The sequence below is a fragment of the Tritonibacter mobilis F1926 genome (assembly GCF_000376545.2).
Taxonomy (GTDB): domain Bacteria; phylum Pseudomonadota; class Alphaproteobacteria; order Rhodobacterales; family Rhodobacteraceae; genus Epibacterium; species Epibacterium mobile.
Genome location: NZ_CP015230.1, coordinates 567182 through 582145, shown reverse-complemented (window position 1 = coordinate 582145; position 14964 = coordinate 567182). Strand labels below are relative to the sequence as shown.

General features: G+C 58.5%; 13 protein-coding genes. 3 read left to right on the top strand and 10 right to left on the bottom strand.

Translation table 11 applies throughout. The features are described from left to right. Positions 1 to 38: 38 nt before the first annotated feature. Together kynU and K529_RS02730 are read right to left on the bottom strand one after the other, a co-directional pair. Positions 39 to 1229 (bottom strand): kynureninase, encoded by a 1191-nt coding sequence (gene kynU / locus K529_RS02735; RefSeq protein ID WP_005625657.1) that lies wholly within the window; start codon positions 1227 to 1229, stop codon positions 39 to 41. 1 nt (position 1230) lies between these two features. Beyond that, the gene (locus K529_RS02730; protein WP_005625654.1) at positions 1231 to 2070 is read right to left on the bottom strand and encodes a tryptophan 2,3-dioxygenase; all 840 of its coding nucleotides are present in this window, start codon (positions 2068 to 2070) and stop codon (positions 1231 to 1233) included. A 285-nt stretch (positions 2071 to 2355) separates the two neighbouring features. On the opposite strand from K529_RS02730, the gene K529_RS02725 reads away from it, so the two are divergent. Then, on the top strand, positions 2356 to 4830 hold the full coding sequence (locus K529_RS02725; protein WP_005625650.1) for a CheR family methyltransferase: 2475 nt from the start codon (positions 2356 to 2358) through the stop codon (positions 4828 to 4830). A 329-nt stretch (positions 4831 to 5159) separates the two neighbouring features. Continuing rightward, positions 5160 to 5900 carry a hypothetical protein gene (locus tag K529_RS02720; protein WP_227512282.1) on the top strand — a complete coding sequence of 247 codons (741 nt, stop codon included), beginning with the start codon at positions 5160 to 5162 and terminating at the stop codon, positions 5898 to 5900. 42 nt (positions 5901 to 5942) lie between these two features. Here K529_RS02720 and K529_RS02715 read toward each other — a convergent pair whose 3' ends face one another. After that, a complete protein-coding gene (locus tag K529_RS02715; RefSeq protein ID WP_046002457.1) occupies positions 5943 to 8297 on the bottom strand; it encodes a putative bifunctional diguanylate cyclase/phosphodiesterase in 2355 nt (784 codons plus the stop codon). 210 nt (positions 8298 to 8507) lie between these two features. Between K529_RS02715 and K529_RS02710 the strand changes: the two genes are divergently transcribed. After that, positions 8508 to 9506, top strand: coding sequence for an NADPH:quinone reductase (locus tag K529_RS02710; RefSeq protein WP_046002383.1), 999 nt, complete (start codon positions 8508 to 8510; stop codon positions 9504 to 9506). 138 nt (positions 9507 to 9644) lie between these two features. On the opposite strand, the gene K529_RS02705 is transcribed toward K529_RS02710, so the two are convergent. The 7 genes from K529_RS02705 to K529_RS02675 are packed head-to-tail and all read right to left on the bottom strand — an operon-like array spanning position 9645 to position 14958. After that, complete coding sequence (locus tag K529_RS02705) at positions 9645 to 10040, bottom strand: RidA family protein (RefSeq protein ID WP_005668931.1); 396 nt, start codon at positions 10038 to 10040, stop codon at positions 9645 to 9647. After that, a complete protein-coding gene (locus tag K529_RS02700) occupies positions 10037 to 10441 on the bottom strand; it encodes an acyl-CoA thioesterase (RefSeq protein ID WP_005668934.1) in 405 nt (134 codons plus the stop codon). Before K529_RS02700 ends, K529_RS02705 begins: the two co-directional genes overlap by 4 nt. 3 nt (positions 10442 to 10444) lie before the next feature. Then, positions 10445 to 11131, bottom strand: a complete 687-nt coding sequence (locus K529_RS02695) for an ABC transporter ATP-binding protein (RefSeq protein ID WP_046002382.1) — start codon at positions 11129 to 11131, stop codon at positions 10445 to 10447. Further along, entirely contained in the window at positions 11128 to 11877 is a 750-nt protein-coding gene (locus K529_RS02690; protein WP_046002381.1) for an ABC transporter ATP-binding protein, read from the bottom strand. The genes K529_RS02695 and K529_RS02690 overlap by 4 nt, the downstream gene beginning before the upstream one ends. Then, positions 11870 to 12853: a branched-chain amino acid ABC transporter permease gene (locus K529_RS02685; RefSeq protein WP_046002380.1), complete on the bottom strand. Its 984-nt coding sequence runs from the start codon at positions 12851 to 12853 to the stop codon at positions 11870 to 11872. Before K529_RS02685 ends, K529_RS02690 begins: the two co-directional genes overlap by 8 nt. Next, entirely contained in the window at positions 12850 to 13770 is a 921-nt protein-coding gene (locus K529_RS02680) for a branched-chain amino acid ABC transporter permease (RefSeq protein ID WP_005611349.1), read from the bottom strand. The genes K529_RS02685 and K529_RS02680 overlap by 4 nt, the downstream gene beginning before the upstream one ends. 57 nt (positions 13771 to 13827) lie before the next feature. Continuing rightward, entirely contained in the window at positions 13828 to 14958 is a 1131-nt protein-coding gene (locus K529_RS02675; RefSeq protein ID WP_040641395.1) for an ABC transporter substrate-binding protein, read from the bottom strand. Positions 14959 to 14964: the final 6 nt, after the last annotated feature.

Here is a 14964-nt window from a genome sequence, read left to right as displayed (position 1 = left end):
TGCCCCTCGTCGAGACCGCAGCCGGGCGCGCGCCGAATTTAAGTCACCCGCGAGCGCACTTGGTATTTGGGGTCTTTCCAGCTCTCGCTTTTCATCACGTCCTCAAGGATCTCTGCGGCGCGCACGACATCCGCCTGATCCAGATAGAGCGGCGTAAAACCAAAGCGCATGATGTTGGGCGCGCGGAAATCACCGATCACGCCACGATCAATCAGCGCCTGCACCACCGCGTAGCCGTCCGCAAAAGCAAAGGACACTTGCGAGCCGCGCACATCTGCATCGCGCGGGGAGGCAAGGGTCAGATCCGGGCAACGGGCTTCGACTTCTGCGATAAATGTCTCGCAAAGCGCCACAGACGCGCCACGGATTTCCTCCATGGAGACCCCCTCCCAGACATCCAATGCGGTGTCGAGAATCGACAGTTGCACAATGGGAGGCGTGCCAACGCGCAGGCGCTCGGTGGTCATGGCGGGACGGTAGTCGGGTTCCATCGCAAAGGGTGCGTCATGACCAAGCCAGCCCGAGAGCGCAGGCTCCACCTCCAGCACGATGTCGGGGCGGGCATAGATAAAGGCAGGCGCGCCGGGACCGCCGTTGAAATACTTGTAGGTACAGCCCACCGCGAACTCTGCATTACAGGCCGTCAGATCCACCGGCAAAGCGCCCGCGCTATGGGCCAGATCCCAGATCATCACCGCACCGTTTTGATGCGCTCGCGCCGTGATATCCACCATGTCGTGGCGGCGACCGGACCGATAATCCACCTCCGTCAGCATCACCACAGCCACATCGTCGGTGATCGCATCGGCGACCTCTTCGGGGGCGACGGTGCGCAGCTCATAATCCTTGCCGATGGTCGAAATCAGCCCCTGCGCCATATAGAGATCGGTCGGGAAGTTGCCGGTATCCGACAGGATCACCCGGCGTTCCGGGCGCATTTTCAGCGCCGCCGCAAGAGCCTGAAAGACTTTGATCGAGAGCGTATCGCCTGTCGCCACGCTGCCCGGTGCAGCCCCGATAAAGCCTGCAATCCGGTCGCCCACTTTTTGCGGCAGGGCCATCCAGTCAGCTGTATTCCACGCCTTGATGAGCTGAGTGCCCCATTCCTGCGTGAGGGTTTTGACAGCCCGCTCCGCCGCGCCCCTGGGCAGGGGGCCGAGTGAGTTTCCGTCGAGGTAGATCATGCCCTCTGGGATGTCGAAGAGGTGTTTTTTGGGCAGGTTGGTCATGTCAGAGATCGCCTCTCAGGGTCCAGAGTTCGGGGAAGAGCTCAACGCTCAGCATGCGGCGCAGATATTGCACGCCAGACGTGCCGCCGGTGCCGCGTTTAAAACCGATCACACGTTCGACCGTGGTGACGTGGTTGAAACGCCAGCGGCGGAAATAGTCCTCAAGGTCTACCAGCTTTTCGGCCAGCTCGTAGAGCGTCCAATAGGTGTCGATGTCATTATATACTTTGAGCCAGCGCGCCTGAATATCGTCATCCAGGGCATGCGGTGCATCCAGCACCGGCGCTGGCAGATGATCGGTGTGGCCATCCACGGTCTGGAACAGGTAGCGATTTACCTCATCATAGAAACTGGGGCGGGCCAGTTCTGCGCTCAACATCGCGTGGACCTCTGGCACATGTTCATGCGGGCGCAGCATGTTTGGGTTGCGATTGCCCAACACATATTCAATCAGCCGGTATTGATGGGACTGGAAGCCCGAGGATGGCCCCAAAGCCTCGCGAAAGCGGGTGTAATCCGCCGGGGTCATGGTGCGCAAAACGTCCCAGGCGCTGTTCAACTGTTCAAAGATCCGGCTCACACGGGCGAGCATCTTGAACATCTCCGCGGTCTGGCCCTGTTGCAGGGCGGTGCGGGCGGCCTGCAGTTCATGCAGCGCAAGCTTCATCCACAATTCACTGGTCTGATGCTGGATGATAAAGAGCATTTCGTCATGAGCATCGCTCTTGCAATGCTGCTGATCCAGAAGCGCATCCAGATGCAGGTAATCGCCATAAGACATCGCATCGGCAAAGCCCATCTTTGCCCCCTCTTGTCCGGGATTATAGGCTGAATCGCTCATGATGGACCTCTCGTGCAATATGCGGGCGGCCCTCTCGGAGGGCTGCATGGGCCAGACGGTATTGCGCCATCGCCAGTGACGCAAGGAAAAAGCTTTAAGCTTAAAAGATGCCGGGTCATCGCCTGCATATGTCCGCAGGCGATGACGCCTCAACTCTGGAATATCGTTAAATAATCTGAAACAACCCTGAGAAGACCCCAAAGCGGATAGCAATTCCCATGACAGCGTCATACTGTCAGCCCGTGGCATCGTTACTTCGCAATGCCAAGTTCAGGAGAGAGGCGTATGGCCAAGGCAGAGCTGCCAGTGATCATTGGAATAGCGGCATCGGCAGGTGGCTTGGAAGCAACCACGTCGCTGGTGAAAAATCTCCCCGCCAAGGCCAATGCCAGCTATGTGGTGGCGCAGCATATGTCGCCCACGCACAAGAGCCTGTTGTGGTCGCTGATCGGGCGCGAGACCGAACTGCCGGTCATCGAACTGAAGAACGAAGACCTCACCCCACAGCCCGACACCATCTACATCGCGCCGCCCAATTTCGATGTCATCATGGACAACGGAAAAATTGGCCTGCGAGAACCCAGTGGCCACCCCGGCACGCCCAAACCACTCGCCGATCGTCTGTTCAAAAGCCTCGCGGATGAATGCGGCGAGCGTTGCGTGGGGATTGTCCTGTCTGGCACTGGCAGCGATGGCAGCTACGGCATCCGCGCCATTCGCGAAGCGGGTGGCGTGACCATTGCGCAAGAAGCAGGCACCGCAAAATACGAGGGCATGCCGTCTTCGGCCATTCACACCGGTTGCATTGATCTGACCATGTCACCGGATATGATCGGGCAGCAGCTCACCGGGATTTTGGCAAGTCCGCGCGATTTTGCAGAACTCAAGAGCTTTACCGGCAATCCCAGCAAGCTGCTCGATCTCTATCATATTCTTCTGGCGCGGACCGGGGTGGACTTTCGTGAATATAAGGAAACCACCATCAACCGGCGCATTGCCCGCAGAATGGTTGCGCAGGATATCGACGTCTATGACGATTACGTAGAATTCTGTCGTGAGAACGCCTCCGAGGTGGATGCGCTCTATAAGGACATGATGATCTCGGTCACGCGCTTTTTCCGCGACCAATCCCAGTTCAACCAGCTGACCAAGGTCATCCAGACCATGGTCGAAGAAAATCAGGATCGTCAGCTCCGGGTTTGGGTCGCAGGCAGTGCCACCGGCGAAGAAGCCTATTCCCTCGCCATTCTCTTTGCAGAGGCCATGGGCGGGTTGGAAGCCATCCGCAAAGAGCGCATCCAGATATTTGCAACCGACATCGACACCCAAGCACTGGAGGTGGCGCGCCGCGGGGTTTACCCGCTCTCGGCTGCCAATGACGTGCCGCGCCACTATGTGGATGATTATCTGCACATCAGTGGCGACACGCTGGAAGTCGACAAACACCTGCGCGCGGTGGTGCTGTTTTCCCGGCACAACATCATTCAGGACCCGCCCTTCATCAATATGGATATGATCAGCCTGCGCAATCTGCTGATCTATTTTGGCTCCTCGCTGCAGGAAAAAGTCCTGTCGCGGATGGCCTATGCCTTGGTGCCCAACGGCAAGCTGTTTCTTGGGTCGTCCGAGACCGTGGGGGCCATGCATGGGCATTTTGAAACCCAGTCCCTGCCCGACAAGATCTATTCCAAACGCGGGCTGCGCCAAAGCGTGCAGGCAACGGCGAATTTCCTGCCGCTTACGACCCTTCATCGCGGCACGCAGACACAAACACGCAACGCATCGAACACGCAGACGTTCGATATGTTCGAGACCCTGATCCGGGTTTTGGCTCCAAACGGATTTATCGCCACCCGCGACAATGTCATCATTCGCATCATCGGTGATATTTCCGACGTCACCGAACTGAACGAAAACAGCGCCTTGCTGAGGCTTTCGACCAAGATCCTAAAATCCGATCTGCGCCCGGAAGCGGCCAGCCTCATCACCCTGTGCCTGCGCAGCCAAACCGTGCGTTCTGGCCGTTGGTACAACATCAAGGGCGCCGATTTCGATCAACTGCGGCTGACCTGCTACCCCCTGTTGATGGAAGGTGACGGAGAGGACCACGTCCTGTTCTCGGTCGAAAAGCGCGAGGCACAGCCGCGCAATCTAACCTCCGATGATATGACCAACCGCGACCGGATGGTCTATGTGCGCCAAATCGAGGATGAAATCGCCTCGACCCGCGAAGCATTGCAACAAACGATCGAAGAGCTGCAAACCTCGAACGAGGAGCTGCAATCGGTCAACGAGGAAATGCAGGCCACCAACGAGGAACTGCAGGCCACCAATGAGGAATTGGAGACCTCCAACGAGGAGTTGCAGGCCACCAACGAAGAACTGATCACCGTCAATGAAGAGATGCAGATCAACTCCACCGAGTTGCAGCAGCTCTCTATTGAGTTGGCCGCCATCCTTGAGGCGACCCCCTATCCGACATTGGTGGTCGACCCCGCTTTGCAAATCCGGCACGGCTCGGACGCAGCGATCCGCTATTTTGGCCTCTCGGAGTTGCCACAGAGCGGCACCCATGTCAGCGCCTGCGTGGACGCGAACGGGATGCCCCATCTGGTGCCCAAAGTGGCCGAGTGTTTCCGCCATCGTGAAAGTGAAACACTGGAGTTCGATGATGACAATGGGGCCAAAACCCTTACGTTTACGCCGATTTTCAAAGGGATCACGCAAGACATCATCGGCGTCATCGTGACCGTGCTCTAGGCGCAGGGTTGAGGCGGTAGCTCTCTCGTCGAATCGCCAACCTCTCCCTTCCGAGCGTTGCGCAGCATGGCCCGCGCTGCGACTCAGCCATGCACGGCAAAAAACACGCGTCGTGCTGAAAATTCGTGCCCTCGCTCATAATGGCGAGGGGGCGTTTCACAAAAAGCAATTGGCTCAAGCCAAGCTGCCAATAAAGCATCATTAATTTAATTACACCCAGCATCGGCAAGGAATAACGGCACGATTATTCCAACCTGTCCAGTCTTGTATTAACAAACGCAACCTTTAGGGTATTAATATCGCGCTTTTTAAATCTGATGGTGACCCCCGTGTATGAGGTAAGTGAATACGCCAGCAATATGCTGACCGTTGAAATTCGTGAAGCGGCAGGGGGTAGAGATCAAACCGTTGCAGCGGTTTCCCTACATTCAGACCAATTGAAAAACACTCTGCATTTTTCAGGACGGCGCAGTATTACCGATGTTTTTCACCCGGATTTTGCTGACTATCTTCAAAACCTTATCGCCCGCGCGATTGATGCACCGATGGTGCTAACCGATCCCGATGTCATCCAGTCCTTTGGTGGCGCAGTGGTGGCGCGGATGCGCATGCTGGTCAACAAGGCGATGGATGGAGGACGCCACATCACCGTCCGGTTCACCTATTTCATCGGAGCGATGTCGCGACTGTTTCGACGGGACGAGTTTGGTCACCATATGCCGCTGCCTCACCGCGAACGCGCTGCTGTGCAAGCCCTCGATAGCATTTGTACACCTCTCGCAAATATCGCGACGCATCTCGACCGTATTCTGGAAAACCGCAGCGCAACTGAATCGGTGCGCTCACGTCTGCGCAAGATCGAGGATGAAACCGTCGAGTTGAAGTTCTACACCGAGTTGCTGCGCCGCTATGTGGATGATTGCGCGCGCGACCGCGCCAGTGATGAGGATGAGCATCTGCTCACCGCAGAAGAAGGTCGGCTCAGCACCGCGATCGAGGAGGTGGAGCGTATGATGCACGACAAACAGACGTCTCGCACAGCGCTACAGACAGCAGCGATAGAACCCTAGCCGCGCGACGGGATCTGATGGCCGAAGGTCTGAGGAACAGTCCTACCCTTCACTCTCGGCGCGTGCCCAATCTCTATCCAGACGCATCAGGTTTTGCTTTAGCGCCTCAAAGCTACGCGGCTTTGAGAAATAAAACCCTTGCAGAATATCGCAGCCAATTTCGCCAAGAGTTTTTGCTTTTTCGATAGTATCGACCCCTTCGGCAATGATCTTCACATCCAATGTATGCGCCAGATCCACAACCGAGGCGACCATACGCTCGGCACGTTCACTTTTACCAAGTGGGAAAATAATATTTCTGTCTATTTTCAAGGCATCAGGTTCGATATTCAAAACGCCATTGATTGAGGCATGTCCCGAGCCAAAATCATCCACGTCGATCTGAAAACCCATATCTTTTAACGCATCAATACAGAAAATAAGCGCTTCGCCCTCATCTTCGCAGGAAATAGATTCCAGAATTTCAAATGCGAAGTTCTCACGGTGATCGGGGATGCGGGCGCGAACGCTCTCGATAAAGCTGGGCTGCATGATGCGTGGCGCGCTGACATTAAAGGCCACGCGCGGCACAAGGATGCCCTCTGCCCGCAGGCTGTTCATCTGCGCCACTGCGGTGTCGAAAATGCAGCCGTCCAACTCTGCTTCAAGCCCCAGCTGCTTTGCGATGCCGAGGAATTTGTCCGGTGTCAGCACCCCAAGGTCAGGATGTTCCCAACGTGCGAGCACCTCAACCCCCGCCAATTGCCAACTGCGGGCGTCATGTTGCGTGTGATAATATGGCGTAATTTCACCCTGCTCGATCGCATAGGGTAAACGGTCCGACAGGGCGCGCTCTTCCAGCGCCTGCGCCCGCATTTCTGGGGTGAATACTTCCACGGCGGCGCGCCCCGACGCTTTGGCGCGATAGAGCGCGGCATCGGCATTGCTCAAGAGTTCACTGGCGCTGATCGTGCCCGGCTCCCCATGGGCCACACCAAAACTGGCACCGAAATTGCAGCGTTTATTGCCCCATGCCACCGGCTGCAGCACGGCCTCCAGCACCCGCTGCGCCAGCGTTTCAGCCTGCCGCAGCGTCGTACCAGTCCGGCATAGAACGACAAATTCATCGCCGCCCACTCGCGCAGGAACATCACCCGCCTTGGTATGCGCGCGGAGCACATCAGCGACATGGCAGAGCACAAAATCCCCGGCTTCATGCCCAAGGATGTCATTGATTTTCTTGAACCTATCCAGATCGATACGCACCAGTGCCACGGACTCGGTTTCCAGCCTGCGTGCCAGTTCACGATCCAGATGACGACGGTTTGGCAACTGCGTGAGCGGGTCGCTGAGGGATTGCTGCTCCAGCCGATCTTTTGCTTCTTGCAGGGCCTCCGCCGCACAGCGTTGCTCGCGCTCATTGCGGACCAATTCCGTGATGCAAATCCGTGTGACGACCTTGTCGCCAAAATCGGTCTCGTTGACACGAGAAATAATGTGACGGTCGCCGGAAAGCTCCAGCTGGGTTTCTGTGCGATAATCATGGCTCAGGACGCGCTGATTATAATTATTGACGTAGTCCTGCGGCGACATCCCGTTGAGCGCATAATGCCCAGCAGCCACTGCATCTGCGAGGATTTCCGGCAAGGTCATACCGGGGATCACCTTATCAGGACAGCTGTGGCTGAGTTCGCGGTACGTATCGTTACAGGTCAGCAGGCGGTTTTCCTCGTCAAAGATGGCAAAGCCATCTTTTGATGCCCCCATTGCAGCCGTCACGCGCTGTGACATCCGGTTCAACTGGCGCGCCTGATCGCTGTGCAGATGCCACGCCCGCGCCAACTGACGCGCGAGAAACACAAAGAACATCACCAGACAGAGGCTGATCAGCGCGGTGCCGCCTTTGACCACGCGCACCAGGCGCTCCTCCACCAGATCGACATACGGCCGAAACGAAAGGCTCAATTCCTGCAGGCGCTTGACACCATCCGTGAGCTTTACGTTGAGGGCAAACGGGCTGCTTGATCCGTCGGTGGTGGCGGTCTCGCCTCGCATCATAGATAGCAGCAACTCATCCGTGTGGATCGCCTCAGCGAGCCCTTTTTCGCAGATTTCAAACGCCGGCGCGGCTCCCAGCAACCGAAAGCCCTGACGCTCAATGCCGGAGAGGTTGTTGATACACCAACGCGCCTGTTCACTTGCATATTCCAGAATGCCGTGCAGCTCGCGGGCGGGTTCCTGACCAAGCGCCGGGTTTTGTTGCAAAATTTCGAGCGACCGATGCATCAGTCCCAAATGCACCAAGTTTCGCGCGCGGTATTCGCTCGCCAGTGTCAGGTAGCGATAGCCCAGAAAGGACACACCAACCTGCAATGCCAAAATCAGCGCGAAAAACACAAGCGCCTGTCTCAGGCTCATCAAACTGGTCTCCCCGACCGCAACCATTCCCACATCGCTCTGACAGTAAGGCTATTTGTTTTCGGAAAACCTAATGTGCGGCGGAGATTAATGTCGTGGTTAATGCAGTATTTTCATGCCAGTGCAAGCTGTCCGGGAACGCGCTTGCCTTTACCGTGCTTTTCAGAGCTCATACGCCGCGAAACCACTGAACAGACGACAGGAGCGAGCATGAAAGCAGTTTTCAACACCGCACGCGGCACCGCGCGGGACACTTTGGTGCTGAAGGAAACCGACACCCCTGCCCCCGGTCCCGGAGAGGTTTTGGTCGCCATGCGTGCCTCCGGGGTGAACCCATCTGATGTGAAATTGCGCTCTGGCGCGCAGGGGCCAATGATTGCGGAACAGGTCTTGGTCCATAACGATGGTGCAGGTGTCATCGAGGCGGTTGGCGACGGCGTCGGCCCTGCGCGGATCGGCCAGCGCGTCTGGCTCTATAATGTGAACCGCTCCGTTGACGGCTTGGGTCAGGGGCCACTGGGTACGGCTGCGCAATACGCCATTGTGCCCGCGCATCTGGCGGTAGAGCTACCGGAAGCGGCCAGTTTTGAGGCGGGCGCCTGCATTGGTGTGCCTGCCATGACCGCGCATCGCGCGTTGATGTGGGCCGGGGCAGTCGCAGGCAAAACTGTACTGGTGACCGGCGGTGCCGGCGCGGTCGGCCACAGCGCCATTCAAATCGCCAAAGCCAAGGGCGCGCGGGTGATCGCCACCGTTTCCTCTGAGGCCAAGGCCGAGATCGCGCGCGACGCGGGCGCGGATGAGGTGCTGAACTACAAAAACGCGCCTTTGGCCGATCAGTTGACGCAGTTGCTGGGTGCAGGCGGCATCGATCATGTGGTTGATGTGGATATTGCCGCACATATGGAGATTTATCCGCAAATCCTAAAGCTCAATGGCTCGGTCGGGGCCTATGCGTCGGCCAGTGACCTGACGCCCGCCCTGCCCTTCTATCCGCTGGCGTTCCGCAACATCCAGATACAGCCGGTCTTTGTGTATTCCATGAGCGACGCGGCCAAGGCTGAGGCCGTCGCCGACATCAACGCGCTTTTGTCGGCTGGACAGCTTGCCCCGCGCATTGATCGCAGCTTTGCCCTTGAGGACATCGCCGCCGCGCATGAAGCGGTTGAGGCGGGTACGTTGGTCGGCAATGCCATCCTGAAGATCTGATCAGCGCGTTCGTCATAGAACCAGATCGCTAGACTGGCCGTGTAAACAAAAAGGGGCCCCGTATCATCGCAGGATCATCACATGATCCTCGCGGGGCCCCATTTGATATCGTCTCGGTCCGTTCACCTGAGGATGGGATCAGCTGATATGCGCGGTGGCCTCAATCTCGACCAGCGCGCGATCCTCTACCAGCCCCGCAACGATCAGCATCGACATGGCCGGGAAATGCTTGCCAAAAACGTCACGGTAGGCAGCGCCCACTTCGGCCTGATGGGCGAGATACTCCTGTTTGTCGATCACGAACCACGTCAGCCGAGTCACATCCGCGGGTTTACCCCCGGCAGCCTCAACAATGGCGCGAATGTTTTTCAACGCCTGCCGCATCTGGCCAACGAAATCATCCGATACAAATTCCTTGTTCTCGTCCCAGCCGATCTGGCCGCCAATATGCAGCACGCCGTCATGGGTCAGCATGCCATTGGCATAGCCTTTGGCCGGAGCCCAACCCTCGGGGTGAATGGTTTGATGGGTCATGTCTGCCCTTTCATGTCTTTCTCAATTTTCGTTCTAATTGATGCAGGCCACGGCGCGGGGCGTCCCTGCGCGTTGATATGCACCAAGGTCGTCTCTGTCGCAAAACGCAGCTCTTCGCCGCAGGTTGCGGTCATTTCATAGGCGAGCGAGGTCTTCCCGATCCGCGTGACCACAAGGCGCAGCACCAGTTGGTCGCCATGGCGGCTGGGAGCAGAAAACCGCGTCTGGATATTGGCGGTGGGCACGCCCGCAGTTTGATGCATGTCCTCAAACGGCCAGCCCAGAACATCGGCGAACCAGCCCTCGACGCAGTCGTTCATCATCTCGAAATAGCGCGGGAAAAAGACGATCCCCGCCGGGTCGCAATGTTTGAACAGCACTTTCTGTGGCATCTCATACATGGCTCATACCCCCACGTAACGCTCTGAAATCTCTGGGGTCAGGGCCGCCATGGCCCCGCTCCAGACGGTTTTGCCGCGCTCCAACACCACCGCGCGATCACAGACCTGTTCCAGCTCCGCCAAAGTCTTGTCGATCACAAGGATCGCCATATCGGTGTCCTGTTTCAGCCGGTTGATCGCCGCCCAGATTTCCTGACGGATGATGGGCGCAAGCCCCTCTGTCGCCTCATCCAGAATGAGCAGGCGCGGGTTGGTCATCAGGGCGCGGCCAATCGCCAGCATCTGCTGCTCACCGCCCGAGAGCGACGCTGAAAGCTGGCTCTGACGTTCACCCAGACGCGGGAACAGTTGCGTGACGCGGCCCATGTCCCAGTCACCGGGGCGGCTGGTGGCAAGAAGGTTCTCCGCCACCGTAAGATCGCGAAAACAGCGCCGCCCCTCCGGCACCAGACCAAGGCCCAGACGCGCGGCCTTGTGACTTGGCAGCGCGTGCAGGTTCTGGCCTGCAAACTCCAGCGTACCGCCTGCGGCGATCATGCGGCAGATCGCCTTGACGGTGGTGGATTTGCCCATGCCGTTGCGGCCCATGAGCGCCACCACCTCGCCCGGATTGATGTCGAGATCGACACCAAACAGGGCCTGGCTCACGCCATAGGATGCGGTGAGGGATTTGACGGACAAAAGACTCATGCGCTTTCTCCCAGATAGGCTTCGCGCACGCGCGGATCGCTGCGGATCTGATCGACGCTGCCAGTGGCGATGACCTCGCCATAGACCAGCACGCTGATCCGGTCCGCGAGTGCAAAGACCGCGTCCATGTCATGTTCCACCAAAAGGATCGGGGCCTCTTGGCGCAGACTATCAAGGAAACCGGTAAGGTTCTTAGACCCCTCTGCGCCAAGGCCCGCCATCGGTTCATCCATCACGAAAGCCTTTGGCGCGAGCGTCAGCGCCACGGCGACCTCCAGCTGGCGGCGCTGACCATGGCTCAGGTCGGCGCAGCGCTTGGTCTTGTGTTCACCAAGGCCAACCCGTTCCAGCGCCGCCTCGGCACCGGCACGCAAAGACCTGTCACCAAGCGCTGCCGACCAGAACCGCCACGGCCTGCCGCTGGCGCCCATGGCGCCGAGGATGGCGTTTTCCAGCACCGTGTCCTCCATTGCCAGCGCCGAGATCTGAAAGGTCCGCCCAAGCCCGGCCCGCGCCCGCTGATCGGTGCTGAGGCCGGTCACATCCTGACCCATCAGCTCTACGCGACCTGCATCCGGCGTAAGTGAGCCGCAAATCTGGCCGATCAGCGTGGATTTACCTGCCCCATTGGGACCGATAATGGCGTGAATTTCGCCGGGGCGCAGATCAATCGAGATATCATTGCTGGCCTTCAGCGCGCCGAAGGATTTGGTGATTCCGTGAGTTGCAAGAATGGTCTCAGTCATGGGTCGCCTCCTTGCCTGCCACCAGCCCGGTGATGCCACCGCGCGCAAAGAGCACGACCGCCAGAAGGATCAGCCCAAGGAAGATGTGCCAGAACTCGGTGATCCCGCCGAGGAAATGTTCCAGCGCCACAAAGGTCACAGCCCCTGCAACAGGCCCAAACAGCCGCCCCACCCCGCCGAGGATCACAAGGATCATGATCTCGCCCGAGAACTGCCAGCTGAACATCGTCGGGCTGACAAAGCGGTTGAGATCGGCAAAGAGCGCCCCCGCAAGGCCGGTAATGACGCCGGAAATCACAAAGGCCACCAGTTTCAGGCGCATCGGGTCCATGCCCACGGCCTCAACCCGCGCGGGCACCTGACGCGCCGCGTTCAGGGCCAGACCAAAGGGCGCGCGACGCAGGCGGGCGGTGAAAATCAACACCACCACAAGAATCGCAAGACACAGCCCGTAGAACTGGATAGGGGCCAATGTGTTGAGACCCGGAAAATCGTTGCGGACATAGATCGACATGCCGTCTTCGCCGCCATAGGTGCTCCACGAAATCGCGAAGTAGTAAAACATCTGACCAAAGGCGAGCGTGATCATGATGAAATAAGCCCCGGTGGTGCGCAGGCTCAGGATGCCAATGACCAATGCTGCAAGGGCCGAGACGACAATGGCCAGAAGCCAGATCACCGGCATGAACTTGGTGCCTTCGATCACCAACGGCCATTCCATCAGCGGGGTGTAGCTTTGGGCGTGGTGGGCCAGGATGCCCATGGCATAGCCGCCAATCCCAAAGAAAACCGCGTGGCCAAGGCTCACCAGACCACCGATGCCCAGCGCGATGTTCAGCCCCGCCGCCGCAAGCGCAAGGATCACTGCACGGGTCGCCAGTGTGATCGTAAAGGGCTCATCCGTCATCACCGCCCATGCAGGCACGGCAATGAGACCCAGCAGCAGGGCTGCATTAAAGAGTGTTTCTCGGCTCATGCGCGCGCTCCGAACAGGCCAGAGGGACGCCAGATCAACACAAGGCTCATCAGGATATAGATCGACATCGAGGCGATCGACGATCCGGCAGAGGTGGCAGGGGCTGCGTCCATAAAGAGTTTCAGCACTTCGGGCAGGAAGATCCCGACCAATGTGTCGGTAAGCCCCACCAGCAATGCGCCGATAAACGCGCCCTTGATCGATCCGATCCCACCGATCACGATCACCACGAAGGCAAAGATCAGCACGGGTTCCCCCATGCCCACCTGCACCGACTGGATCGCGCCCACCAGCGCACCGGCGAGACCGGCCAACGCAGCACCTAGGGCAAAAACCAGCGTATAGAGTTTCGAGATATCGACGCCCAGCGCCGCGATCATTTCGCGGTCGTTTTCGCCCGCGCGGATCTGAATGCCGATACGCGTGCGCTCAATCAAGAGCCACAGGCCAAACGCCACCAGCAGCCCCACGCCAATCAGCGCCAAACGATACAAAGGATACTGGATGCCGCCGGGCAAGGTCACCGGCCCCGACAAGGCATCGGGAATGTCCAGAAACAGCGGAAAAGACCCAAAGACCCAGCGTGTGCCCTCGGAAAAGATCAGAATGAGCGCAAAGGTAGCCAAGACCTGATCGAGATGGTCACTGTCATAGAGCCTGCGGATCACCGCGACCTCGATCACAGCCCCCGCAAGGGCCGCTGCCGCAAGGGCCGCGACCAACGCCAGCACAAACGACCCGGTGACACCCGCCACAGCCGCCGCCGCAAAGGCCCCAACCATATAGAGCGAGCCATGGGCGAGGTTGATAAGCCCCATGACGCCAAAGATCAGCGTCAGCCCTGCCGCCATGAGAAAGAGCATGACGCCGGATTGCAGCCCGTTCAGCACCTGCTCGATGATAAGTATCGTGGACATATGTCTTCTTTCAGGTGTGTCCCGGCCCGCAGGTTCCGCAGGCCGGGCGCGCCTCACTTACATCTTGCACGCGTCCACATAGGCGTTTGCATGATCCTCGAGAGCGGTGCCGACGATCTTGTTGGTAAAGACGTCGCCTTCCTTGATGACCTCACGCACATAGACGTTCTGGATCGGGTGATTGTTGGCGGCAAAGGAGAACTCCCCCCGCACAGAGGCAAAATCCGCCTCTTTCAGGGCCGCAGCAAAGGCCGCGTCATCATTCACATCCGCCTTGTCGATGGCCGACAACAGCAGGTTTGCAGTGTCATAGCCCTGCGCCGCGTAGATCGACGGCAGGCGGTCGTATTTCTGCTGGAAGGCCGCGACAAAAGCCGCGTTGGCCTCATTGTCCAGATCCTTGGACCATGTAGAGGAGTTCTTGACCCCCACGGCTGCCTCGCCCACCGCTTGCAGGATACCCTGATCAAAGCTGAAGGCAGGACCGACCACGGGCAGATCGACGCCGCTGTCGGCATATTGCTTCAGGAAGGAAATCCCCATGCCGCCGGGCAGGAAGAAGAACACGCTGTCTGCGCCAGACGCGCGGATCTGCGCGATTTCAGCCGCGTAATCCGTCTGCCCCAGCTTAGTATAGACCTCACCCGCCAGATCGCCCTCGTAGAACCGCTTGAACCCGGTGAGGCTATCGATACCGGCAGGATAGTTCGGCGCGAGGATGAAGGTGTTCTTGAACCCGGCTTGGGTTGCATATGCACCCGCACCCTCATGGAGGTTATCGTTCTGATAGGACACCGAGAAATAGTTGGCGTTGCAGCCCTTGCCCGCCAGTTGCGCGGGCGCCGCGTTGGTTGAGAGGTAAAACAACCCCTGCGCTGTGGCGGCAGGCACTACGGCCATGGCGAGGTTTGACCAGACGATACCGGTCAGCACGTCGACCTTTTCTGATTGAATCATCTTATCCGCAAGCTGCACCGCGATATCGGGCTTGCGCTGGTCGTCCTCGATGACCACCTCGACATCATCACGGTTGGCTTTTTCCATCGCCAGCATGAACCCGTCGCGCGTGTCGATACCGAGGCTCGCACCGCCGCCCGAAAGCGTGGTGATCATCCCGACTTTGACATCCGCCATCGCTCCGCCCGCGGCCAGCGCCGCGGCCGCTGTGGCCAACATTAGCTTCTTCATGATCAA

Coding starts and splice junctions, on each gene's coding strand:
- kynU (WP_005625657.1), bottom strand. CDS start 1,229: ATGACCAACCTGCCCAAAAAACACCTCTTCGACATCCCAGAGGGCATG.
- K529_RS02730 (WP_005625654.1), bottom strand. CDS start 2,070: ATGAGCGATTCAGCCTATAATCCCGGACAAGAGGGGGCAAAGATGGGC.
- K529_RS02725 (WP_005625650.1), top strand. CDS start 2,356: ATGGCCAAGGCAGAGCTGCCAGTGATCATTGGAATAGCGGCATCGGCA.
- K529_RS02715 (WP_046002457.1), bottom strand. CDS start 8,297: ATGAGCCTGAGACAGGCGCTTGTGTTTTTCGCGCTGATTTTGGCATTG.
- K529_RS02710 (WP_046002383.1), top strand. CDS start 8,508: ATGAAAGCAGTTTTCAACACCGCACGCGGCACCGCGCGGGACACTTTG.
- K529_RS02705 (WP_005668931.1), bottom strand. CDS start 10,040: ATGACCCATCAAACCATTCACCCCGAGGGTTGGGCTCCGGCCAAAGGC.
- K529_RS02700 (WP_005668934.1), bottom strand. CDS start 10,441: ATGTATGAGATGCCACAGAAAGTGCTGTTCAAACATTGCGACCCGGCG.
- K529_RS02695 (WP_046002382.1), bottom strand. CDS start 11,131: ATGAGTCTTTTGTCCGTCAAATCCCTCACCGCATCCTATGGCGTGAGC.
- K529_RS02690 (WP_046002381.1), bottom strand. CDS start 11,877: ATGACTGAGACCATTCTTGCAACTCACGGAATCACCAAATCCTTCGGC.
- K529_RS02685 (WP_046002380.1), bottom strand. CDS start 12,853: ATGAGCCGAGAAACACTCTTTAATGCAGCCCTGCTGCTGGGTCTCATT.
- K529_RS02680 (WP_005611349.1), bottom strand. CDS start 13,770: ATGTCCACGATACTTATCATCGAGCAGGTGCTGAACGGGCTGCAATCC.
- K529_RS02675 (WP_040641395.1), bottom strand. CDS start 14,958: ATGAAGAAGCTAATGTTGGCCACAGCGGCCGCGGCGCTGGCCGCGGGC.